The following is a 24,251-nucleotide window of genomic DNA, read 5'->3' on the forward strand; positions in this document are numbered from 1 at the left end:
TTTATCGCCAAATAGAATTTTTAGTTTCGATACGTCGAAACTTTTAAATTCTATTGTGGTTAGAAAATCAGCTTCGTCTTTGGATCCTGATCCTTTTGTTCCAACAGCTTGATGTAATCTTCCAAACCTGCAGTTTTCAGCTGCGCTGCGGCCGCATCCATGATCGACTTCGCTTCCATCATACCCTTCGCATAGTACGCACGGATCAAGCTTTCTTTGTACTTATCCAGCGCCATCGTCAACATCGAGCCTTTCGTAAATTCGCCAATGAAGGCAAGAGGCGCGTAACCGTCACGCAAATCAATCTGTTTCTTCTTCTCGTCATAGTGCCAGTACTCTGCGATGTCGAGCGGACCTTTGTTCATGTCTTTGTTGACCGATTCTCCGTAGCTTGCTTCGCCGAAGTCAGCCAAATCGTTCAAGTCCGTTCCACCCAAATACCAGCCCCAGTCATTGCCTACGCCTGCAAATCCTAGCTCCTTCGCTTTCACCGGATCTTTCTCGAGCAAGTCAAGCACTTCTTTCTTCGGAACAGGATTGCCTTTCGCATCCAGATCATAATCTCGTCCCTCTAGACCATACTTCCACAATAACTTCCCTTCACGGCTCGCAAGGAAGTCTGCCAGCTTCACAATATCTTCAGGATGCTGCGTTGTCGTTGGAATGGACCACGCACCGTAACCGCCTTTGAACGTTGAGGTCATGCGATATGGACCATCAACCGTATTGAGTGGACCGATCGGGATGTAACGATTGTCTTTGTTCTCCATGACGTAGTTGTGCATGTCACCAACAATCGCGAAGGAATCACTCAGCACGCCCTCTTTAGCACGGTTTTCCTCCATGGAGTAATACTCTGGGTGCATGAGCTTCTCTTTTAGCAGCTTTTGTACGAATTCCACACGCTTCATGCCATAGTCAGTCTGACTTTCATGAAGAATTTTGCCGTCTTTACCACGGCCGAACCCTTCGCCGTTAAAGCCTGTCCATACTAAATCGTTATACAAACCACTGCGGTCGATGCCGCCCCATACGGTTGGCCCGATCGGGTACACTTCTTTGCCGTTCTTGTCCTTGAAGTTGCCTGCCTTAATCTTCTTTGCAAGCTCATAGAGCTGCTCCGACGTTGTAATCGTGCGCGGATCTACGCCGAGCGCATCAGCAATGTCTTTGCGAATGTAAGGACCAGATACATACTTGCGTACCTCATAGCCGCCCTCGCGTGCAACATTCAAGTGAGCCACATAGGCAGAGCCATTGAATTCCGGGCGGAACATGACGCCATATTGCGTATCCAGCGGCAAATAGCCCTCCTCGGTATACTTCTTGTAAATTGTTGTATTTTTCAAGAGCGGAGCAAGATCATGGAACATCTCTTCACGGGCAGCCTTGTTAATCATCTCCATCTCAGGTCGTCCACTATGATTCAAGTAATAGGCAATAAAATCTGGCAAGTCGCCTGCAGCAAGACCGGCAGCGAGCGCCTTCTGCGAACCGTCATGTCCGACCGCTTGAAGCTCGAGTTCGATCCCTGTCATTTCTTTGAGCTTGGCTGCAATCTCCGGGTTCATCCCTTCCGTCACATCACTGCCCATGAAGACAAGTCCCTTGATCTTGCGATCAGCAATCCAAGTGGATGGTTTGCCGGCAGCTGGTTTGTCACTTGCGCCTCCGTCCTGAGCGCTAGGCTCTTCCTTCGTTCCGCACGCCGTCATCAGCATGGAAATGACGAGCGTAAGCGCCATGAATTTAGACCAGACATACATTCGATTGTGAGACATTTCCTTCCCTCTCCTTTAAATCATTTATATTTATATTGAATGGTACAGCGTCGAAGCGAACTTCCACGCCGCGTCTTACCACAGAGATGATTGGAACCACTTTTTGGCTACCTTATTGACAGTCAATACCAAGAACAGACCGACGATGCCCTGCATCATGCCAATCGCTGTACCGAAGCCGAATTGGCCGCTTTCGAGCCCCATATAAATGATGTATGTGTCAAGAATTTCGGAGACATTCATATTGCCTGGTGTCTTCAAGAGATAGATCTGGTCGAAGCCAGCCGACAAAATATTGCCTAGTGATAAGATGAACAGTACAATGATAGTCGCGCGAATGCCTGGCAGCGTAATATGCCACATCTGACGCCATTTGTTCGCGCCATCGATCTTCGCTGCCTCGTATAACGCGGGATTAATGCCAACGATCGCCGCATAGTAGATAATCGAGTTCCAGCCGATATCCTTCCATATATAGCTCCAGAACATCATCGGGTGGAATGCGCTCTCCTCCATGAGGAAGAAGGTGCTGCCGTCACCGCCGAACCACTGGATGATCTGATTGACAAGCCCTGTATCCGGTGCGAGAATTCGCTGCATCATCCCGACTACAATGACCCAAGAGAAGAAATGGGGCAAATACACAATACCCTGGAATACATTCCGAAGCTTCGAGTGCCTCACTTCATTGAACATGAGGGCGAGAATGATCGGAAATGGCATCGCGAAGAATACCTTCATCCCGCTAATAACAAGTGTGTTGCGAATAATTTTCAAACTTTGCGGATCTTGAAAGAACATTTCGAAGTAAGTTAGTCCGATCCAAGGACTGCCGAAGATTCCTTTGTTGAACTGATACTCTTTGAAGGCAAGAACAAGTCCCGCCATGGGGATATACGAGAAAATAATGAAGAACACGATACAGGGCAGCAGCAGCAGGTACAACTGATAATGAGACAACATCCTCTTCCCTAAGCGAGATCGATGTCGGGCCGAAGCATACCCATCGAGAGACGATTCCATGACCGATGTGTTCTTATCCATTACCACGTTCCCTCCCTCTTTCGAGTGATCATTGAGCTTCGCATGAAGCTTGTCCACCTTTCTTGAGCTGCAGCAGCCGTTCCGGCATCATCGTCGTAATACTATCTACCCCAAGGTCGATCAGCTGTTGCATCCGAGCCAAATCATCTACCGTATAGACCGAGACAAATAGATCATGGACATGTGCCGTATCAACGAATGCCTTTGTTACCATCTCGACATGGAGATTTACACCGCAATACCCCGCTCGGCTTGCCTGCTCGCAGAACTGCTGAATCTTCTCCCGATCTTCCTTATCATCCAAGATCATCGACATCGGTGCGTTGAGAAGGAGCGAGATGCCCGATGTATCCACGAGAATCCCCTCCGTACATCCTGTCACATAAGTGAGATGCTCTGCACCAAGCGCCTTCACCAATTGCAATGTGGGATTGACCGCCTCTCCGTTCTTAATATCCAGATTCAGCTTCATGCCTCGGTATAGCGCAATGCGAAGTACATCCTCCAGCTTCACGAGTTCATGGTCCATATAAGGGGCTCCTAAACGAGATCGAAGCGGCATCCGATTGAGTTCATCCGCGCTATACTGTTCAAGGAGAGTAGAGTGGTCATGCATTAGGACAGGTTCTTGCCTATACGTTACACGAATGTCTATTTCAGCGATGTCTACACCTAGCGCACATGCCTCCATAAAGGAGGCCCAGGTGTTCGCTGGCGCTCGTCCGGATCCCGTGTGTGCGGTTATGAAAGGCCGAACGTTGTTGTTCAACATAAGGTTCACCCCAATCTGGTTGCTGTACCTATTTGATAGGCCGTTTACTTCCGGTTAACGATTGCAAATTCAACTATTTTTCGCAAGCCGCTTATTCTTTTACCGTTGTGATTTGTGTTTGTTGTTTGTTGACTGATCTTGTTACATCTTCACTTTAAGGAGTGAATGTTTTCGTGAGATTAACCCGTTATTAATGTTTCTTAAAGGTCAATTCGACGCTAACACGACAAAAAAGGCCCTCGGCTGTGCCGAAGACCTTCTCGCATCGATCATTCTATTAACCACTATTTCACTCGTCTGCCACGATCCAAGTAATTCCCTTCATTTCTAACTCTTGCCCCCAGGATGAAGGATAAGCTTGATCACACACAATCACGTCAATTTTCTCCATAGGTCCAATGTGGCAAAAAGCTTGAATGCCTATTTTACTATAGTCAGCAACGACGATAATCTCCTTTGCTCTATTGGTCACGGCTCTGGAGATCACAGAATCGTTCATGTCATAATCGCTAATGCCTGTCTGAATCGACACGCCGCCTACCGATATAAAGGCTTTATCAACGTAAAAATGAGTTAGCATATCAAGACCTAGATGACCGCTAACCGACTGCTGCTCCGGCGAGATTTCTCCACCAAGAATGATGATGCGGCCGCTGAATAACCCTTGCGATACGGAGTCGCGAAGCAGACACGCAACGGTTAAGGAGTTGGTGATGACCGTAATCCGTTTTCGCCCCTTCAATGCTCGAGCCAGTTCAAGCGTCGTTGTGCCGGTGTCCATGTAGATCGTATTTCCATCTTCGATCAAAGATGCTGCGCATCGTCCGATCCTTTGCTTGGCCTCATGTTGAAGAACTTGCCGCTGCTGATAAGGAGGTTCTCCGGTATCATATTGTATCTTCACGGCGCCGCCATACACGCGCCGAAGCCTTTTCTCCTCATCCAATGCACCGAGATCCCGTCGAATGGTCTCATTGGACACTTGGAGCTGCTCTGCGAGTTGAACGACATGAACTTTCCCGCCTCCATCGAGCTGTTCTAATATATACTGCTTGCGTTCTTCCGATAATAGAGACACGCCGTAACTCCTCTTTTCCTCATCAGATATCCGGTTGAAGCAGTCCAAAACGCGCCTTAAAGTGCAAAGGAATCGTAAAGGAATGATCTTCACCCGTTAAAAAGCGGTAATCAGGATAGCTTAGCTCTTCATCGGCTGCCATTTGATCGACCCATGGTGAAAAGGTGCGGAACTTTACTTGGTTGAGCGCTTCATCAAACTCCGCAAGCCGCAGCCAGCCGTTGCCGCCCCGATAACTATCTTGATAATTGATTAATAGTTGAATCACATCCTGTCCATGCTGGTTCGATCGAACCTGATATCCCGCTCCATCATAATGACCGTTTACCGTCATGAACACCTGATTATACGGATCAACAAGCTGTTCCCAAATCATACGTCCATTCGCCGATTCTTCTAATTGACGGGTATGATTGTGGTATAGAATATCATGAGAGATAACAACCGTAGGCAGCTCTAGGTGTTCATCTAGGATTTGCTTGCACCAATGAATATCTGATGTGAGGTGCTTCATATCGACTATCAGCCATAGATAGTTGTAACTTCCCGCTTCCATGATGCCATAGGAGCTGTAGCGCGAAGGGGCGTATCCCTTCACATAGGGCTTATCCTTGAAGCGATGCGGACCGAAATATCCGAGATACGTATCCGCATCATCATAATCATGATTGCCTGCCGTCATCAAATAAGGGATCTCATCATGATCGAGGATGGATATCGCCAGTGAAGCCCGTTCCCATTCTTCTCTAGCATCACTATGGTCTACCACGTCGCCAAGAAATGCCGTCATGGCAATATTCCCATGGGAAGACCACTTCCTCACCCACTCCACCTGCGCATGGAACATATGTGGATTAAGATATACAAGTTTCTGCGGATCAGGAATGAACACAAAATGGTAATTACACTGCATGTACGAAGCGACTTCTCCTTCATTTGTACCCTCGAGAATCTTAAGCGGCTTCAGATCATCCAGCCATGCCGACTTATGCAGCGGCTTATCCGTTAGTCGGATCTGGCTAATTCGCCCTGAGAATAATTTGTCGAGCTTCCCTTGCCATTCAGATGCACCAACATTCCATCCCTTCCCCGGGACGACAGAGAGCCCCTGAAGATCTTGCTGAAGGCAAGCATAGTCACATATGCCATTCACATAGAGCAGCGTCTGTTTGGTATCGTTCACGATCACAACATGATGCCATTCCTCCTCTTTCAAATACCGCGACCAGCTCGTCGCTGACGTATTCCCCTGTGCCGGATGGTAGACCCACTGGTACTCCATGCAATTGGATACCGATAACGTCGCAAGCAGCTCGTGTTCTGCCTCTCGCCCAAGCTCTGCCCCGCTCCCCTGTCTCGTTAGCACGCCCATCCAACTGTGTGAGGCCTCATCAAAAGGATGGGGCAGGTGCACAATGGCTTCGATCGTATACCCTTCTTCAAAAGAGAGTTCGTTGATCGGTGCCTTTTCAGTCGTCCGGAAATAACTGCGGCCAGCAGCATCGAGGTCATTATTAAAACTCAATACCTCTCCATGGTATGGATCTTGCTCCCACTTCATGGATGGCCGCTCCTCTGACAGATCTAATGGATTAGCAGCGCAAGGAATCGATACGGCCTCCAAATGATTTCCATTTCCACTCTGATCTTCAATGATGAGATCACCCGCTTCCATGGAGCCCGATAATACATGATCCGAACGGAAAACCCAGTGTGCAACAACACGCGGCAAAGACGCATGGCTCTTCAAATGATCGTCCATTTCTCGAGAAGTCATGTCTGGCACCTCTCAATCACACGGCTGGAGTTGAGCCATGAACCACGCTTTTGCTTCCAACCAATTATTCACACGTACATATCCGGTCTCATGAACATTGCGAGGCGCTGTAAAGAGAATCCCTTGCCCCTCGAAGGCACGAAGCTGATTCACATTGTCATCGACCATGTAGTCTGCGCGAATGATGCTCTTATCGCCACAGAATACAAAGTTCATCGCATTCAAAAAATCAAAATGCTCCAGCAGCCACTCATACTTGGCCTGGAAAGAGGCCGGTACTTCCATGGCTGCAGTAGTAATATAGATCTCGTAATGTTCCGAGAGCTCTCGAAGCACTTCTTGGCTATGCGCCATCACCTTAATATTGCGAAAGAAATCTTCCCGATCATAATAACTTTCAATCGCCTGTCTGGCATTAGGCCTAGCCTGAACCAAGTTCATACCTTCAAGTTCTGACACCTTCAGTTCATCTTGATAATCCCGGTTATACCACTCCAGATGTGTAGTCAGCGTGTCTGCAATGACTTCATCCATATCAATGGCTATACGTTTCATCGTTCGCTCCCCCTGCAAGTCATGATCACATCCAACACAATCAGGCAACAATACAAATAAGTCTCACAGAACCAAAACGGATGTCTCCATCATAGAAGATATATGTTAGCTTTATTTAAAACTTTTGTTAAATATTTGTAAATGGATGGTGTTTATGCATATTTAGTTTGGTGTCTATGGTTTAAGAGACTATACCTCTTGAAAGTAGTTAGAATATACTATCGTAACTCGTGTTAGTTAAATTAGTTCATGAAAGGTTGAGCAATGATGAGATCAGATAATAACTTCACGATCAACGACGACGGTTATTCCCCAGATGAGCAATCTCCACCAATGAATAGTCCTCCTTCCAAATCTTTTTTTGAGCATATCGGTGGAATGGACGGTGTGATGTCCATCATGGGACAATTTCAACAAGCATATGGATTGTACAAGCAAATGCGCCCTACATTTGATTTGTTTAGCTCGTTTATGCAGCCCAAAGCATTCGTGCAGAACGTGAATTCACATAAGAATAGAAACAAGAGTTCGAGATCCCGTAATGGTAATAAAAGAGCCAATAGTCATGCTGCATATAGAAAAAGAGTTGCGAAGGGAAAGCGGATCTGAATCATTCGGTTCCTGATCCTCGCCAGATTAAAAAAGACTGCCTAACAAACTCTAGGCAGCCTTTTTCTTGTGTTTTAGTATAATGTAGGAATTGGAGGACATGAAACTGCACTGATAAATCTTGGATCCATACCGTAGTACGACCAGAACACACCATTCCAACGATAGCCCGAAACTTCACCATATTCCACACGTGTCGGATAAAACCAAAAGCTTTCCCCATTTATTAACCATACATATGTGTATTGATGAACGCAGTCTACGATATAGGATACAGCAGGTTTTTGTGGGACGAAATTTGGGGGTGGGGACTGTGGCATATATGTCATGTGATTTCACTCCTTATGAAGGGGAATCAATTTGAGCTATGTATTGTATGTAGGTTCATAACTAAATGATCGTACAGACGCCTAATTCAATAAGAAAAGGACAAGTCGGTAAGTAATTTTACTTACGATCTTGTCCTTAAAAGCAATTGCTAATATTAGCTCATCATTTTATGATAACTTTGCTGACTGACAACACGTCTAGCCGTAACATACCGATTTTTATAATAGGATTCAGACAGACTACTTATCGTTACACCTTTACTGCTTGATGAATGCGCAAACTTATTGTCGCCAAGGAAAAGACCAACATGAGAAATCCCTTGTCCATCCGTATTGAAAAACACCAAGTCCCCTGCGCGTAGATTTGCTTGATCTACCTTTGTACCTTCTGTTGCCTGCGTTTTTGAAGTACGTGGTAAATCTAACTTGAACTTATCAAAAATATATTGAATGAAACCCGAGCAATCAAAGCCAGATTTTGTCGTACCTCCCCAGAGGTATGGCGTTCCAATAACTTTATCCACTTCATTTGTAAGATTAGACGAACTAGCATATGTACTTGTGGTACCAGCGGTAAACAACATTGCCGCTCCTAACATGGAAATAATGACTTTCTTCATGATGTCTCCCTTCGATGCCTACGGAGTTAGCTGAGGGTTCGGTAGAAGGTTCCCTATATTCTTCAATAGATTAGAATAATTCACCCAGAATTGGTTCCCCCGTTTTCTCTAAATAGAAATTCGGCCAAATATTAATTTTTTGTAACCTTTAATACTGTATTATATTTTCAGGTATTTTGTCAAATCATCTTGTAAGAGCTTACTATAACTAGATCAGAGTCACATGCTAGATGTCTAAGTGACATGAGACCTTGATACTGTAGACTTTTGTCCTATTCAGCATTGACGAAATATCATAAAATTACAATGACAAGTAACAATAATGAGTCGAAAATACCAATTACAAAATTGTAAATAGTTATTCATAATAAAAAAAGAGTGAAGCACATGAAGTACTCCACTCTTGTGTTCATATCAAGTTATTACACCACTGCTCATACCAACGGATAATTTCTTCACTGATCGGGAGCTCCATATCACTTTCCATTCTCGTCTTCAGTAGAAAAAATTGTTCTTCTACACCCACTTGATTATCAATCGCATGATTAAGCTTCATTAATAAGAAATAGTAATCTTCCTCATCCGGTTTTATCCGCTGAGCGTCCTGAATCAACCGAATGGCTTTATCCATTAAGCCTTGTTGCTCATAAAATTCGCTTACTCTTCTTATTTGGTACAGCCATAACATTCGCAATCGTTCCCGTTCATGCTCCGCCCATAGGTACTCGTAATTTCCAAGATAATCACCAGTATACATCTTTAACACATGTTCATGAGAATCGACGGTGTCTGCATCAAGACGACCCAATTGCTTCAAATCTTTTTCCCATAACTCCGTATCAACGTGAGCATTCCCCATATCCAGCCGATAGCCTGTCTCCAATTCACCAATGCGGATGGAAATCGAATCCATCCTGTAATTTTTTAAAGTCTGGCGTATATGGTAAATCGCCGTATAGAGATATTGTACCGCTTTATCCTCTGGCGTGTCTGGCCATAACAATTCAAGTAGTAAGTTCCGACTGACTACCCGCTTGCGATGGTGGAGCAGATAAGCGAATAATTCCTGTGCCTTACTCGTCCGCCACTTCACGTTCTGCGTCTTCATGGCATTTAACTGAAAGCGGATTTGTTCGAAGCAGCAAACCATAGGCGTATTCAAATCCTGCGTTTCCTTTGTTCCTTTTAGATTCATTTTATCCATAACGCGCATGACCGTTTGGTTTAGTCGCTCGAGTTGTACCGGCTTCATGATGTAATCCACAGCATAAAGCTCGAATGCACGCACGGCATACTGATCGTAACCAGTGACAAAAACAATTTCCGTACCAGGGACGACGGTCTGTATCTGCATGCCCAGCTCTAATCCATCGATCTCAGGCATTTGGATATCCAAAAAAACGACATCGGGGCGATGCTCTAAAACGCCTAAGGTCACTTCATTCGGATCCGAATATGAGGCGACGATCTCCACACCACTAACCACACGTTCAAGCAATTTCTGAAGTCTACTCAATGCTAGCGGCTCATCGTCAACCAAAATAACTTTCATTTATTAACCATCCCTTTTGCATATACTTGTTAAGAATAATATTTTTAGTAATAAAGTGAACATTAATCATAAGGATGCTATTAGTGAAAGTTATGTCTTCCAATATATCGACACTTTCATTATTTAATATCGGTCAGGTAACATAATGGAATGATATTATGGATAGATTGCCAACATAATAAAACCATAATACAATACGCTTATTTCCAAGCGAGGCAGTCTAAACAGGCCTTCTTCGCTTTCGATAGCACACAGCTCACGCTCCACCTTGTTTAGAATTTGTCGAGTTTTGTCGTATATAATAGATTTCACAATGGAACTCGAAAGATACAAGGGGGATTACTGTGCATCGGAACGTTCTCAAAGAATTACACAAGCTTAGCCATGACGACGAACTGAGATATCATCTGCTCATGAGATATTTGCGAACCATCGGAGAGGAGAAGAAACAACGCGGTTTTCTTAAAAAATTCAAAAAACAATGGAAAACGTACGTGTCAGCAAAAAAAGAGAGTCCTCTGATAAGATCGATGGATACATCCCAGTCTTCGAATGAATAGTCTTTGCCGATATCATTCCTTCATTCATAAATCAACAATGGCCGACTTCATGTCGTCCATTGTTGCACAAATCCTCACGCTACTCTGCCGATTTCCCTTCACTCCAAAAATTCTTTGATGAAGCGTTAACTATAACAAAAAATCGCGCCCCATAATGGAGAACGCGATACGATGCAACTTAACTCCGTATTTTAACATCTTCATTTACGCTTTCGGGCGATTACTGCTAACCTACCATCTTCGGTTGAATATTCACACGTAGACAGCACAATAAGTTTATCACCATACCCGGCTGTCACGCCCGTGTCGTAAAGCGCAAGTTTTTTGATATTCTGAATATAAGCGTCAAACTCAGCGGGTGTTCCTGTCTTTTCAATCTGGTAGTATTTAAAAACATCATCCGATTTGCGATAAACCTTTGACAGAATAACGGCAAGTATCTCATACTCTTCCTTTTCGTAAAGCGTACTGAACTGGAACGTAGCATGCTCCTTATAATAGCTTTCTTTCTTGTACTCCATCAAATCTGCAAACATCATACCGCTCTTCATGTGATGTCCATGAATCAACAAAATGCCTGAGCTGTTTATCCGACTGTACGCGTCCAGAAAAGGGAGTCCGTTTTTGCTCTCCTTTTTATCGAAATCATGATTGAGATAGAATTCCGAATCCTGTTGGTTTTGCATGATCGGGTAATCAATTCGGGTACCGTCGATTCTCAGCCAACCGATGATGTCCGTGTTTCTCCCGTAAAGCTCTTGAAATTCGGGGAGCATGACCGTCTCATGCGCCTTTGTGATAAAAGGTGAGGCTGTTGCAGCCTCACCCCCAATGGTTGATTCTTTGTTCCATAATTCTGCTATCTCTTTGATTTTCTGCTGTTCAGCATAATCCCGCAGGAGAATTCTCGCAATATTGACGAGAGAAAAAATCAACACAAGAATGGAAATGGCAATAAGAATTTTTTTGATTTTGCTCATTTTCTTACCGCCTTTCCGATTACTGAATGTGCTTTTCCTTCTTCCTATTGGACAAACAGAACCCGATCACAATCAAGGACATCATCGCCAAAGCCATGTAGAAGATTGGCGATGTGCTATTATCTCCTGTTTGCGGAACATCGTCCAGCTCGTTGTTACCGGTGCCGGTTCCATTGTTACCGTTGTCGGTTCCATTGTTACCGGTGCCGGTTCCATTGTTACCGGTGCCGGTTCCATTGTTACCGTTGCCGCCACCGTTGTTACCGTTGCCGCCACCGTTGTTACCGTTGCCGCCACCGTTGTTACCGTTGCCGCCACCGTTGTTACCGTTGCCGCCACCGTTGTTACCGTTGCCGCCACCGTTGTTACCGTTGCCGCCACCGTTGTTACCGTTGCCGCCACCGTTGTTACCGTTGCCGCCACCGTTGTTACCGTTGCCGCCACCGTTGTTACCGTTGCCGCCACCGTTGTTACCGTTGCCGCCACCGTTGTTACCGTTGCCGCCACCGTTGTTACCGTTGCCGCCACCGTTGTTACCGTTGCCGCCACCGTTGTTACCATTGCTGCCACCGTTGTTACCATTGCCGCCGGAACTGATCGGCGTCAGTTGTACATCGTAGCGCACAATGTCGCTTCCAACCGAGATTGTTGCGCTCGTATGCGTCACATACCCGGCTTTGGATACAACCAGATAGTAATCCGTATCCGGGAATACCATATATGCATATGCTCCGGTTGCATCGCTGATCTGGCTTGGGCTGGCGTTATCGTTCGGAGCAAAGCCAGGAATCACAGGCAACGTTACTTTTGTGCCTGGAACGATGCCGTTCGCTTTGTTCCTTGGTGTGTCCGCATAATACAGCGTCACTTCAGCGCCTTCAATGAATGCGCCGGTTTTTGCATCTGTAATTTTACCATACGGGTCAACCAGTTGCTCGGAGATATTGAGCTCCCCGCTTGCACTCACATTCAAGTCCGCATCCTTGATCACGGTCAATTCCTTGCCCAGTTCAAATTCATAGCGAAGCTCCAGCTTGTAGCTGCCTGTAGACAAGCCTTCTGCAACGAATGTGCCGTTAGATTGCAAGTCGAATGCTTTTGGAACTCCGTTCTGATCCAGAATGTAGTCTCCAGTCGCATCCCGCAAATAAATATGCATTTTGCCTGCAAAAGCGCTGTTAAGCAGCGAAGATTTCCCATCAGGCTGCTTCAGAAGCACGATACCAACAGCCGTTATTTCCGCTGGAACTGGCTGGCCTCCTGTCACGCCGCTGTCGATCTCTGCTTTTTGCGTGAAGGTAACAGGCGTTGGCGTTCCGTTGATATTGTATTGCTGCGTGTAGCTGACAGTATAGCTTCCACCTGGAGGAACAGGAAGGAAATACACGCCGTTCTCATCGGTCGTGATCGTATGTTCCTCTTTCGTGTCATCATTTTTCACCGTAACTGTCGCATTGGGAATGACTTTGCCCGTCGTGTTGTCCCTCAGCACACCGGTGATTGCCGCCGGCATAGCAGTTACGGTCACAGGCGTTGCGATTGCTACGCCGTCTACCGTGCTGGTCGACTTTGCGCCGATCGTGTGTACTTCTGGTGTCGATCCAGTCAGCTTCTGCGGCGTATAAGTGATAACTGCCTTGCCCTCTGCATTGGTCGTTGCCTTCACTTCCGTGTTGTCCGGGAGCGTGAAAACAATTTCTCTGTCCGCAACTGGCTTTCCTTCGTGGTCGATCAGCGTAGCCGTAATCTCCGAAGGCGTCTTGCCGTCACCAGGAACAATCGCAGGATTTGCTGTCAGTGTCAGCGTGCTGGACAAATAGCGCGTATTGATGAAGCGTGCCTCGGCAATCTTCTTCTCCTCGATCGTACCGGTATGCACGAAATTCTTAGGGTCAGTCGTGTAACCGTCCGACGTATAATCCGTCTGGGTGACGGTATAGGTCACGCCCTTGAGAATTTGGCTGGCATCAAAGATGGCAGTCTCTCCATGCTTGAGGGAGATCGTGCCGCCGGATTGGATCGTTCCCGTCCCACTCGTGCCATCGATTTTCGTATACGTATAAGTATACTCCTTGCTAGGATTTGCGCCATCGAACTTCACGGTGTACGTAAACAGCTTGTCCTTCTCTCCGCCGTTACCTGCCACCGTCTGCCCGATCAACAGACCGCCGTACACCATCCGCGTGTTGACGAATGATGCTATAGCGTCTTCGCCATCCGTGATCGTCCCGGTAGACTTCCATTCCGGCAAGTTCACCGCATATCCGTCTGTTGTATAGTCATTCTCTGTCACGGTATAGACCGTATCCTTCGATATACCGGTAATGACGATGTTCTCTCCATGCCTCAGCATGAATGTTCCGCCAGATTGGATCGTACCTGTCTCATTCGTGCCGTCGATTTTCGTATACGTATAAGTATACTTCTTGCTAGGATCTGCGCCATCGAACTTCACGGTGTACTTAAACAGCTTGTCCTTCTCTCCACCGTTGCCTGTCACCGTCTGACTAACCGTCAGTTGGCCGTCGAGATACTTGGCATTGATATAATGCGCTTCGACAGTGCTGTTCTTTACAATACTGCCTGTACGCGTCAAATTCGCCGGGTTCGTTGTATAGCCGTTACTTGTATAATCGTCCTGAACGATCGTGTAGGTGATGCCGTCAGGGATGCCCTTGAAGGTTACGACATTTCCGCCTTTCAGCGTAATCTTTCCGCCGCTCGTCACAGTGCCAAGCTTCTTGCCGGAAGCATCGTAATAGTCATAAGACTTGCCGTTGCTGAACGTAATCTTGTAGCTAAAGTCCTTAGTCTGGTCCGCAGCTTTCCCTTCAAGCTGCATATCCAGCTTCAAATCGCCAGTCTCCCACAGTGGGGTTGGCACAACCAGCAGATTATTCGAATCTACCTTTATGCCGTCTACCCAGATGGGCTTTCCTGGCGTATTTCCTACATATACTTGATAAATTCTTGTCGTTGGTAGCCAAGTATTTGTGTCAATATAAGTTTCCTTCAGCTCATAATACCCCGGATCCGGGAATAGCAGATTGAGCTTGCCATCATTTCCGGTTGTTCCTTGGGCAACTTGCGTTCCGCCCTCTTTCTTATACAGTGTAAACTGTACGTCCTTTAGCGGGTTGCCATTGGGATCTACCTTTTTCAGGGGCAGCAAGGCATTGGAGCTTGAACTGCCGGCTACGTCCGAGCTGTCCAGCGTGCTTTCACTCTTGGCGCTGATAGATTTCAGCTTATCATCGCCCACCAGCTTGACCTCGTTGCCCATTTTGTCGCCAGCTTTCGCTTTGGTGTTGTCCACCTCGGTCTGGTATACAAACTGGTAGAACTTATTAGGGTCGTTCATTTTAAATTTTAGAACTGTCCTGCCGTTAGCACCCGGTTCAGCTTCTACCTGAACTTCAGCATTCGGATCGCTTAGGTCGAGTGCTGCGCCCTCTTTTTCCAGAGCACCACTAGCAGTCAGTTTTGCACGATACACCGCCATACTAGGCGCTGTCAGCACCAGCTTGCCGTCAACATCATAGCGCAAGTTCATGTTAGCGCCTATCGTATCCTGCAAAAACACACCCTGCTCCATATTAAATGGAGGCGTATAGTTTACCGTCCATTCCAGCACGCCCGGCGTCGGCTTGCTCACCGACTTGCTCAATGTCTGAATCGGTACGATTACCTTACGCTGTTCAGTGACCGTCTTCTCCACCCCGCCCCATGTCATATGGAGGTCGGCTTTGTTATACATGACTTGCTTCGTCGTTCCACTTTTTGTGTATTCCTCTAAGTATTTCTCTAATGCTGCATTGGAAGGCCTTGCCTTTACCAGAATAACATAAGGGCTTTCCAACTTGGAGAAGCTGAATGTGCCCACGTTGCTGCTATGAGAGAAGCTTACCACATGAGCATTCGTACCTGGTTCAATAAGTGTTCTGGCATCGTTTCTGACACCATACTCGGTACCTCCAGCATTGTCCGAATAGCCTTTCCAAAGCTCAAAATCCTTCCCCTCGGAAAACGGCACGAACTCCCAGCCCTCAGGCAGTGTGTCCACCAGCTTGATATTGCTGATTACTCGGTTCCCGCCGGCCTTAGCGAATGCATCTGTGTTGTATCCTGGCATATTCAGACCTAGACGGAAAGTGACAGTCTTGGTCGTCCGGTCATAGGCAGAAATCGTCCATGCTTCATTGTTATCGTCTCTAATGTAGCTACCAACGTTATTTGGGGTAACATTTTCAAGCGTACCATCTGCTTTCAAGGGCTTCGACGCAAAGAGCATATCCTTGTTCAGCATACGCAGGTGAAGATTTGTCCCATTTTCCGCCGCTTTTACGGTTTCGCCGTCAAACAGCAAAGCCCGATTCCATTTCCCTTTTCCTACGTTTATATCCTGCTTAAATAGGAAATCTGAATTGGTCTCAAGGGCACGGAAGCTGAAGGATGCAGCTTTGTCGGTGTATCCTGTCACTTTAATCAAATCCGCTACAACTTCACCGTTCACTGTCAAAGGAATAGCCTTCATGGTCAAGCCGTTTGCGCTCTTCAGCGTATCTTTATGATACTGCTTCCACAGTTGCGAAGTATTTACATTTGCTTTGATTTTCGCAATCGTTTCCTTGGTCACCTCGCCGGTTTCATCCACAGCGCTGTCCAAGACATTCAAATCTCCGCCATGCACCAACACATCATATACCGCCGCATTTGGCAGGGCATATTGTGGAGTTAGGTTGACTGTCCATGTAACACCGCCAAAATTGAAATCTTCCATCGAAATAGATCCACTTTTTGTAAAAGTGTGCGCGCCGATGGTAACAATTGCCTCGTCAGTTACTGCGGCAGGTCTTAAACCAGTTATTACATCGTTGTTCTGTATGCCATCCGGTGTATCTAACACCCAGTTGGCACGTGGATCGATTCTGAAACTGGAGCCGTTTTTCACCTTACTCTTAATCACTAGCTCCACTTTACCGTCAATATCCCCAAAGGAATAAACACTGTTCGCATCCGGTGTAATGGATACTTCTCCAGATGCAATACCATCCACCCATGTCTGCCATGTGGCCGAGGTAAACTCCAGCCCTGTAGGCAGTACATTTGTGATGGTAAAGTTTTTTAACCCTTTTTTGTTATATTGGTTCACAACAACTGTCCATGTAATGGTTTGATTCAGATGGTCATACGAGGCGGACGCTTGAATCCAGTCTGGAGCAAAAGAAATCTCCTGACCTGCACTCACTAAAACAGTGTCATCGCTCTGTTTTAATTCCACTGTGCCTCTCATGTCCCGATAACTGCGACCAAGATTCCCCGGTGGGTTCTTGTGCTCGTAATAGTAAGCGTCCTTTGGAATCCATGTTTTATATTCGACCTTCGGATCTACACCTGTTCCCACTGGGAAAGTATAGGTTAGCGATCCGTCCCCACCGATGCTTGGGGTTGCCTCAATACCATTTACTTTGAATGAACCTGGCACATAGATACCGCGGACATTCCCTGGACTGGTATTATAAGAAGCAGGGTTCGTATAAAACGTCTTCCCGTCCAGCGACAGTTTAATAGTATTATCAAACTGATCGAAAGCAGATACGGTTGACTGCCAAGTAATCGCTCCCTCAACAAATTGTGCGGGTTGAAGTCCACGATAACTATACTGATCCCACTTGATCATTCCCGGCGAGGTCAATGTGATGCTGTATGCCGCTGTGACGTCCGGGTTTTTTAGCTGGTAAGCTCCCCCAAAGATGTTAATCGGCTTTGTCTCGCCATACGCCATTCCTGTTACATCGGCATCGGCAGTGGTTTCAAAGCTGAAGACAATACCACGTCCGACACCGTTGAAAAAGTAGTCATCACCGTTAAATACAATCCTAATGCTGTTCGGAGTGAAATAGGCGGTACCAAGCGGTTTCATACCTGATTCAGTCTGTGCATTCAGGGTTTTAGTAGCTGTCGGGAGCACCACTTCCTTGAAGTAGTCTTCTCTCTTCAGCTCGATCCAGTCACCCTTCTGAATGTATTTTTCAGAATCTGCATTCGTCGGATTAGGATCATCGCCATTCACCGGCACCTTGAGACCTTCCGACTTAAGCGTAAATTGCTGTCTGCCCTGAATAGTACCGTTTGGATCAATAGCAGCATTTCCCTGCGTCACATTCAACGGAAAGGTTGAATTAGCCTCCATAAACACCGCCGTTTTTTCCACGGGTACTGCCACTGCCATAACTAAATTATCCGGCACAGCATATACCGCCTCAGACACCGACGGGTCGCTCACAGTCTCCGTTCCGGGGTCGGTTAGCGCACTCTCCGCATAGGCAGCAGCAGAGAACATCACGGTCTGTAAGGCAAGCAAAACAGCGAGACAAAAAGACAGCACCGCTTTGCTCATACTTCGTTTTCGTTTCATCACAACGTTCTCCTCCGTTTCTGAATTTTTTTGTCGTCAGCAAGATCACATGCCCAATTTAGCGCACGAACGTATAGACAGATGCTATATGTCTGAACCCAGCAGCCTTTCACATCATCAAGAACTTTCGAAAATGCAGATGACCTAGTGAGTACCACAGGTGTGCAGGCTGTTGATCATTGCTTAGTAATTCTCTCCCCCTCTCTTTCGATGATCTTTGCCAGTCAAATCCAGTAAACTGACAAAATACGTTATAATTAGACAACGTGCTTCGACATTGTATCACCCCGACCTAGACAAAAACTAAACAGACACTCGACAATCATTTTGGATATATGAATCTCGTTGTTATAAATCGAAAAAACCCAAAAAAGGAAAAGCATCTTAAGACGCTTTTCCTTTTTCATGTTTTTCAACCGTTATTCCTTCTTCACCAACGAGGGGTCATTGGGTGAATTTTTAAATGACTAGTGATAAAAGTAGAATACCACCTAAAGAAACAAATGATGCAATAAGGCAGGCCGCAGTAAAGCTCTTGAACATATCCGGTAACGATAACCCTAAATATTCTTTGACGAACCAGAAACTCGAATCGTTGACATGGCACCAACCAATTGCACCGGAACCAATGGCGAGAACGATAATTTCCGGACTCACACCAGGATAAGCGGCCAGCATCGGTGCCACCATGCCTGCAGTACTAATCATGGCCACCGTGGCGGAACCAATCGCAAGGTGCATGAGCCAAGCGATGAGCCAAGCAAGAATAATGATGTTCATATTTAGCGACATCAAAACCTGAGACAATTCATTCCCTAACCCACTGTCGACTAAGATCTGATTAAAAGCTCCACCGCCTCCAATAATGAGCAAGATGCCGGCAATTGGTCCAAAACATTGCTCTGTAAGCGTTAACAAGTTTTTCATTTTTAAACCACGAGAAAGGCCTAATGTATAATAAGCTACAAATACCGAGATGAGAAGTGCGATAATCGGATTGCCTAGGAACGTAACAATAGGCAATAACGCAGAATCTTTTGCGAGAAACAATGTACTAACCGTTTTTCCTACCATAATGATTAGGGGCAATAGGATCGTAAATAGGGTGATGCCGAAGCCTGGAAGATTCTCAGTTGGTGTTGCAGCAGTTACTTCGGTTTCCTTTATCACCCCAGTCTTGCACTTCTTACTGATAAACTTGGCCCAAATTGGACCCGCTAAAATGGCCGTAGGCGTTCCAACAAGAAGAGCATACAGAATGACCTTCCCTACATCGGCCCCCAAACTTGTCGTAATCGCAAACGCTGCCGGATGTGGAGGCACCATCGAGTGAACGACCATCAACGATACGGCCAAAGGAATGCCTACACGGAGTAACGACATCTTAGCTTGTTTGGCAACGATGAAAACCAAGGGGAACAGTAAAACAAATCCGACTTCAAAAAATACGGGGATGCCGCAAATTAACCCGACAATAGTCATTGCCCAGGGAGCTCTTTTTTCTCCCATTGTTTCTAGTAATGTTCGTGCAAGGCGCTCCGCGCCGCCGGATACCTCCAACATTTTGCCTAAAATCGTACCAAAACCGATAACGGTGGCCAGAAAACCTAACGTTCCAGCCATTCCGTTCTCAATGGAAGTAGCAATCTTAGGAAGAGGCATACCTGTAGCAATTCCCACAAATATACACACTAATATTAAGGATAGAAAAGGATGTATTTTAACTTTAAGAATGAGAAAGATGAGAATTGCTATAGATGCGACCAATACGAGCATCATCATTGTTGCAGTGTCCATTGTCTTAACCTCTCCCTATACGATAAAGTAAATTAGCTGATTACGCCTTTGCGGTAGAAATCATCCATAACATCTTTCGGAACCATGCCGCCGCCAGTAGCCCAAAGAATGTGCGTGGCATTAGACATCTTCTGTTCCAGGTGATTATTGTTCAAATAATCTTGTCCCATGGAAGAAGCGTTCAGTTGAACAGGCCCGATAAATCCTGCAACGGCCGATGGTTCTAGGAATATTCCTTCTGAATCGGCTAGCTCTCTAAGGATTCGATAGAGACAATCGTCTTGAACCGTAAAGACACCACTAATATCTTTCTCTAGTGCTTTGCCCACGAACCCTGATGGTCTCCCTACCGCAAGCCCGTCTGCATCAGTAATATTATCAACGCCAAATTCCTGAGCGGATACCTCGCTATGCTTACGTGTCATTAAACCTAGCAGCATGGCCGGTGAATGGGTTGGTTCTGCATAGAAGCAATGAACATTGTCTCCAAATACAGTCCGCAATCCGAAAGTAATTCCGCCAGGAGCGCCGCCTACACCGCAAGGTAGATATACGAATAGAGGATGATCCTGATCGACTGGAATCAACATGTCATTGAGCTGCTTTTGGAGGCGCTTAGCTGCTACGGCATAACCAAGGAATAACGTTTTGGAATTTTCATCATCAACGAAGTGGCTATTGGGATCTTTCTGGGACTCTTGTCTGCCTGCTTCTACAGCTTTCCCATAATCGCTATTGTGCTCAACGACGATTGCGCCTTTTTGCCGTAATAAGTCTTTTTTCCATTTTTTCGCGTCCGTAGACATATGCACAACAACTTTGAAGCCTAATTGGGCACTCATAATACCGATACTAAGACCTAGATTACCGGTTGATCCGACCACAATCGAATAATTCGAGAATAGCGCCCGGAATTTTTCATCTGCCAGAATGGAGTAGTCATCATCTATTGACAGCATGCCGTGTTTAAAGGCGATCTCTTCGGCTACTTTTAATATTTCGTAAATGCCTCCGCGAGCCTTTACAGAACCGGAGATAGGCAGGTGACTGTCACATTTAAGATATACATTTCCCGCTATTTCCTGATTGAACATTTCTGATAACTGCTGCTGCATTTTAGGAATGCTGACTAATTCAGATTCGATGATTCCGTTTTTTACCTTGGTCTCCGGGAATACTGTTGCTAGATAAGGGGCGAAGCGAAGCAGCCGTTGCTCTGCATCCTCAATATCTGCGATCCCTATTTCCGTATTAATTATTCGGTTGTTGCAGCTCTCAAGCTGCGGGTTAACCCAGAAAACTTCCTGAGTATCAATGATATTCTGCAGTTCCGGTAATTCATTTTTCCATTCTTCGATCGTTTTTCCAGCAATGAAGTTCGTCATGGTTGCCTCCGATTTTATATTTATTTTTCAGCGATGAATTCGATTTCAACTTTGGCTCCCTTAGGAAGACCTGCAACCTCGAAGCAGGAGCGAGCGGGCGTGCAAGACTTGAAATAAGTGCCGTAGATTTCATTCAGACTAGTAAAGTTGGCAAGATCGGTCACAAAAATAGTCGTCTTTACAATGTCCTCGAAATCGTATCCTGCCTCGTTCAAAATTGCGGCGATGTTCTCCATCACTTGTTTGGCTTGTATTGCAAAGTCATCATTCATTTCGCCTGTCTGGGGATCAATCCCAAGTTGACCAGATGCATACAAACGTGAAGCGCTTACAATTGCTTGCGAGTAAGGTCCAATTGCAGCGGGAGCTTTATTAGTCATAATTGTTTTTTTCATACAAATTACATCTCCTTGTGTTGAAGTAACATTCCCTTTAAAATTGAATTGCAGATTATGAATATAGGTGCACCTCCATTGTTGATGTTATTCTAACGGAGATCCAAAGAAATTAAATGATATTTAATAAATTAAGTATAGGTGAATATTAGCACTTTGCTTGTATGAATTCAAGCATAATATTTAGCGTTTTTTTGGTAAAAAAAACCGTTTCCGTATTTACTAGTGTGAAATACACTTGCAAATACAGAAACGGTCTATGTTTAGATATTGTTTTCTAAAATGTCGGAGGCGTAATAGCAAAAATAACGTTTGCATCTTGATCCGATTTATTTTCCCACTTATGTCCTACCCCGGGTGGTATTTTGACACTGTCCCCCTGATATAAGGTCTCTACATCATCCCCAATAAATAATACAACCTCACCCGACATCACATACGCGACTTCTTCACCAATGTGTCTCATAGGTTTTTCGGCAGACTGGGATTCAGGCGGTAATTTCATTAAAACCATCTCTATTGAGCCGCTTAAATCCGGAGACAATAATGAATATTCCCAATTGTTCGATGATGGAAATATGACTTTTTTTCTAGCGTTTGCTCTGGTAATTAAATTTTTCGTTGGCACAAATTCCGTAAACAAACTAAATAAAGGAACTTCCAACGCCTCGGCAATCACGCGCAGCGTATTCAGTGACGGACTAGAAAGTCCCCGCTCAATTTGGCTTAACATGGATGACGTTACATTCGTTAATTCTGATAATTGTTTAATCGTATAATTCTTATTTTTGCGAATTTTCGCGATTGTTTGACCTAATTCTAGATTATCCATCGTTCATCATACCTCATAAAAATACCTCAAATTTAATTAATATGCTGTCCTGAATTAATAGCCTATAAATATAAAGATATCATAAATCTTAGAAATACTAAATACAGAGCTAATTGATTACTCGGTTATTTGTCTTAATATTTTTGCTGGATTACCCGCGACGATTGTATTTGCAGGCACGTCCTTCGTGACTACTGAACCTGCAGCCACAATGGAATTATCACCAATATTTACACCAGGTAAAATTACACAACTACCGCCAATCCATACATTGTTTCCTATCGTTATCGGTATCCCATAACCACTTTTATTTCTATCCTTTGGTTCTACAGAATGCCCAGCGGTATAGATCCCAACATTCGGAGCTATCATGCAATCATCACCAATTCTTACCTCTGCCATGTCTAAAATTGTACAGTTATACCCTGCATAAAAGTTATTTCCTACGTGTATGTTGTAACCTAAATCGCAATGAAAGTTGTGCTCGATGCTAAGCCCTTCTCCTACACTTCCAAACAATTCGCGTATAATATTTTCTTTCTTTTCAAATTCTTCAACGTCGCTCCTGTTAAATTCTTGAACCAGTTTCTGAGCTCTTATGCTCTTCATCTTTAATTCTTCAGTACCTCTTTGATAATAAATTTTTTCTTTTTTTCCATCGCCCATAGGTATACCCCTTATATATTCAATTTGTGTAGTTCGATTAAATCAAACTTATCGGTTAGGCGAATCAAAGTACAACCCAATCATACCGAGGCGTTCCTTTCTTGACAAACTGAAAAAATAAAGAGTGAAGTACGTCAAGCACTCACTCTTGTCTTTATACATAGTTATTAATGGTTAGATGCTCACTTCTTCTCAATAAACTTTCCCTGGTGAAGATGAAAAATCTTCATCGTGGTCTTGGAGTCTCCTTCTTTCTTGTTGTCCTCTAAGGATGCGTCCATTTCGGTCTGCCAATAGAAAAGTTCCCCATTATCATCATTGAACTGGTAACTACCCATGGCAACATGATATTTACCTTGAAATACAGAGCGGTCTTTAAGAGTACCTTTCCAAGCTTCTGTCCATACTCCAGAATCGTTCATATACATTAGATGAGATTCTCTAACATCGACATCTGTTCCGCCTGTGCGCGTAACGATATTAAATAAAGGATTCATTCCATCAGCTCGAAAATTCTCAATGTTCCAAGAATCGACATGCCATGGCTTCTCAAAGATTAATTTGTATGAACCGTTGGACTGTTTGTCAAAGATGAAGAAATCACCAAGATGAACCCCTCCATCAATTCGCACAAGTACTTCTGGTTCGGAATCGCCATCTACATTCATTTCTTCAAAGGATAAACCATCAAAATAATAGTTCTTCTTTTCATTGCCTTGCTTTCGTATCCAATCTTCAACCATCTCCTTTGTTATTTCTGCGGAAATGTTTACCAATCGAGTCTCTTTATCCCATATTTCGGGACCGCCTCTTGCTTCCACCAAATCTTGTACTGGGGCAATAACCTTTCCATTATCAAGTTTAGTTTCTTCTGGACTCCGTGCTTTACCATTAACGAACAGACCAACAGAATTACTAGCCACAGCAGTTCCGACAAAGATCGTACACGCCCCCAGAATTGGAAGTAACACTCGCAAACTTCTTTTTACTTTCATGGCTCTTCTCCTTCTAGAATGATTATATTATTTAGACGCAGTACGTTAGTCAAATGTTTCCTGCTTAATAACTCGCGTACTTCTTGTTATCGGTAGAAACTTATTT

The 24,251-nt window shown here is 45.0% G+C and carries 16 protein-coding genes and 1 riboswitch; all 16 genes read right to left on the minus strand.

Going from position 1 to position 24,251, the window contains the following annotated elements; translation table 11 throughout:
• Positions 1 to 59: 59 nt before the first annotated feature.
• Complete coding sequence (locus GCU39_RS14605; protein ID WP_152394197.1) at positions 60 to 1,781, minus strand: extracellular solute-binding protein; 1,722 nt, start codon at positions 1,779 to 1,781, stop codon at positions 60 to 62.
• A 75-nt stretch (positions 1,782 to 1,856) separates the two neighbouring features.
• Positions 1,857 to 2,825 (minus strand): ABC transporter permease, encoded by a 969-nt coding sequence (locus GCU39_RS14610; protein ID WP_152394198.1) that lies wholly within the window; start codon positions 2,823 to 2,825, stop codon positions 1,857 to 1,859.
• Between the two features lie 28 nt (positions 2,826 to 2,853).
• Positions 2,854 to 3,597 carry a glycerophosphodiester phosphodiesterase gene (locus GCU39_RS14615; protein WP_152394199.1) on the minus strand — a complete coding sequence of 248 codons (744 nt, stop codon included), beginning with the start codon at positions 3,595 to 3,597 and terminating at the stop codon, positions 2,854 to 2,856.
• A gap of 289 nt (positions 3,598 to 3,886) precedes the next feature.
• Positions 3,887 to 4,675: a DeoR/GlpR family DNA-binding transcription regulator gene (locus tag GCU39_RS14620; protein ID WP_152394200.1), complete on the minus strand. Its 789-nt coding sequence runs from the start codon at positions 4,673 to 4,675 to the stop codon at positions 3,887 to 3,889.
• 22 nt (positions 4,676 to 4,697) lie between these two features.
• Complete coding sequence (locus GCU39_RS14625; RefSeq protein WP_227793578.1) at positions 4,698 to 6,452, minus strand: LamG-like jellyroll fold domain-containing protein; 1,755 nt, start codon at positions 6,450 to 6,452, stop codon at positions 4,698 to 4,700.
• Positions 6,453 to 6,464: 12 nt separating this feature from the next.
• A complete protein-coding gene (locus GCU39_RS14630; RefSeq protein ID WP_152394201.1) occupies positions 6,465 to 7,007 on the minus strand; it encodes a 5' nucleotidase, NT5C type in 543 nt (180 codons plus the stop codon).
• A gap of 1,093 nt (positions 7,008 to 8,100) precedes the next feature.
• Positions 8,101 to 8,565 (minus strand): C40 family peptidase, encoded by a 465-nt coding sequence (locus GCU39_RS14640; RefSeq protein WP_152394203.1) that lies wholly within the window; start codon positions 8,563 to 8,565, stop codon positions 8,101 to 8,103.
• A riboswitch (cyclic di-AMP (ydaO/yuaA leader) is annotated at positions 8,566 to 8,701 on the minus strand.
• A gap of 273 nt (positions 8,702 to 8,974) precedes the next feature.
• Positions 8,975 to 10,117, minus strand: a complete 1,143-nt coding sequence (locus GCU39_RS14645) for a response regulator (RefSeq protein WP_152394204.1) — start codon at positions 10,115 to 10,117, stop codon at positions 8,975 to 8,977.
• Between the two features lie 760 nt (positions 10,118 to 10,877).
• Positions 10,878 to 11,657, minus strand: coding sequence for a class B sortase (gene srtB, locus GCU39_RS14650; protein ID WP_152394205.1), 780 nt, complete (start codon positions 11,655 to 11,657; stop codon positions 10,878 to 10,880).
• Positions 11,658 to 11,676: 19 nt separating this feature from the next.
• On the minus strand, positions 11,677 to 18,075 hold the full coding sequence (locus GCU39_RS14655; RefSeq protein WP_152394206.1) for a DUF7601 domain-containing protein: 6,399 nt from the start codon (positions 18,073 to 18,075) through the stop codon (positions 11,677 to 11,679).
• Positions 18,076 to 18,534: 459 nt separating this feature from the next.
• Positions 18,535 to 19,872 carry a GntT/GntP/DsdX family permease gene (locus GCU39_RS14660; RefSeq protein WP_152394207.1) on the minus strand — a complete coding sequence of 446 codons (1,338 nt, stop codon included), beginning with the start codon at positions 19,870 to 19,872 and terminating at the stop codon, positions 18,535 to 18,537.
• 32 nt (positions 19,873 to 19,904) lie between these two features.
• Positions 19,905 to 21,257 (minus strand): D-serine ammonia-lyase, encoded by a 1,353-nt coding sequence (locus tag GCU39_RS14665; RefSeq protein ID WP_152394208.1) that lies wholly within the window; start codon positions 21,255 to 21,257, stop codon positions 19,905 to 19,907.
• A 20-nt stretch (positions 21,258 to 21,277) separates the two neighbouring features.
• Positions 21,278 to 21,652, minus strand: coding sequence for a RidA family protein (locus tag GCU39_RS14670; RefSeq protein ID WP_152394209.1), 375 nt, complete (start codon positions 21,650 to 21,652; stop codon positions 21,278 to 21,280).
• A 277-nt stretch (positions 21,653 to 21,929) separates the two neighbouring features.
• Positions 21,930 to 22,484, minus strand: coding sequence for a helix-turn-helix domain-containing protein (locus GCU39_RS14675; protein ID WP_152394210.1), 555 nt, complete (start codon positions 22,482 to 22,484; stop codon positions 21,930 to 21,932).
• 117 nt (positions 22,485 to 22,601) lie between these two features.
• Positions 22,602 to 23,150: a sugar O-acetyltransferase gene (locus tag GCU39_RS14680; protein WP_152394211.1), complete on the minus strand. Its 549-nt coding sequence runs from the start codon at positions 23,148 to 23,150 to the stop codon at positions 22,602 to 22,604.
• Positions 23,151 to 23,332: 182 nt separating this feature from the next.
• The gene (locus GCU39_RS14685; RefSeq protein ID WP_152394212.1) at positions 23,333 to 24,145 is read right to left on the minus strand and encodes a hypothetical protein; all 813 of its coding nucleotides are present in this window, start codon (positions 24,143 to 24,145) and stop codon (positions 23,333 to 23,335) included.
• Positions 24,146 to 24,251: the final 106 nt, after the last annotated feature.

Origin of the sequence: Paenibacillus guangzhouensis, from assembly GCF_009363075.1 — a bacterium.
Classification (GTDB): domain Bacteria; phylum Bacillota; class Bacilli; order Paenibacillales; family Paenibacillaceae; genus Paenibacillus_K; species Paenibacillus_K guangzhouensis.

Bases quoted from the DNA above. Each gene is read 5' to 3' on its own strand.
- GCU39_RS14605 (WP_152394197.1), bottom strand. From the start codon at position 1,781: ATGTCTCACAATCGAATGTATGTCTGGTCTAAATTCATGGCGCTTACG.
- GCU39_RS14610 (WP_152394198.1), bottom strand. From the start codon at position 2,825: ATGGATAAGAACACATCGGTCATGGAATCGTCTCTCGATGGGTATGCT.
- GCU39_RS14615 (WP_152394199.1), bottom strand. From the start codon at position 3,597: ATGTTGAACAACAACGTTCGGCCTTTCATAACCGCACACACGGGATCC.
- GCU39_RS14625 (WP_227793578.1), bottom strand. From the start codon at position 6,452: ATGACTTCTCGAGAAATGGACGATCATTTGAAGAGCCATGCGTCTTTG.
- GCU39_RS14630 (WP_152394201.1), bottom strand. From the start codon at position 7,007: ATGAAACGTATAGCCATTGATATGGATGAAGTCATTGCAGACACGCTG.
- GCU39_RS14640 (WP_152394203.1), bottom strand. From the start codon at position 8,565: ATGAAGAAAGTCATTATTTCCATGTTAGGAGCGGCAATGTTGTTTACC.
- GCU39_RS14645 (WP_152394204.1), bottom strand. From the start codon at position 10,117: ATGAAAGTTATTTTGGTTGACGATGAGCCGCTAGCATTGAGTAGACTT.
- srtB (WP_152394205.1), bottom strand. From the start codon at position 11,657: ATGAGCAAAATCAAAAAAATTCTTATTGCCATTTCCATTCTTGTGTTG.
- GCU39_RS14655 (WP_152394206.1), bottom strand. From the start codon at position 18,075: ATGAAACGAAAACGAAGTATGAGCAAAGCGGTGCTGTCTTTTTGTCTC.
- GCU39_RS14660 (WP_152394207.1), bottom strand. From the start codon at position 19,872: ATGGACACTGCAACAATGATGATGCTCGTATTGGTCGCATCTATAGCA.
- GCU39_RS14665 (WP_152394208.1), bottom strand. From the start codon at position 21,257: ATGACGAACTTCATTGCTGGAAAAACGATCGAAGAATGGAAAAATGAA.
- GCU39_RS14670 (WP_152394209.1), bottom strand. From the start codon at position 21,652: ATGAAAAAAACAATTATGACTAATAAAGCTCCCGCTGCAATTGGACCT.
- GCU39_RS14675 (WP_152394210.1), bottom strand. From the start codon at position 22,484: ATGGATAATCTAGAATTAGGTCAAACAATCGCGAAAATTCGCAAAAAT.
- GCU39_RS14680 (WP_152394211.1), bottom strand. From the start codon at position 23,150: ATGGGCGATGGAAAAAAAGAAAAAATTTATTATCAAAGAGGTACTGAA.
- GCU39_RS14685 (WP_152394212.1), bottom strand. From the start codon at position 24,145: ATGAAAGTAAAAAGAAGTTTGCGAGTGTTACTTCCAATTCTGGGGGCG.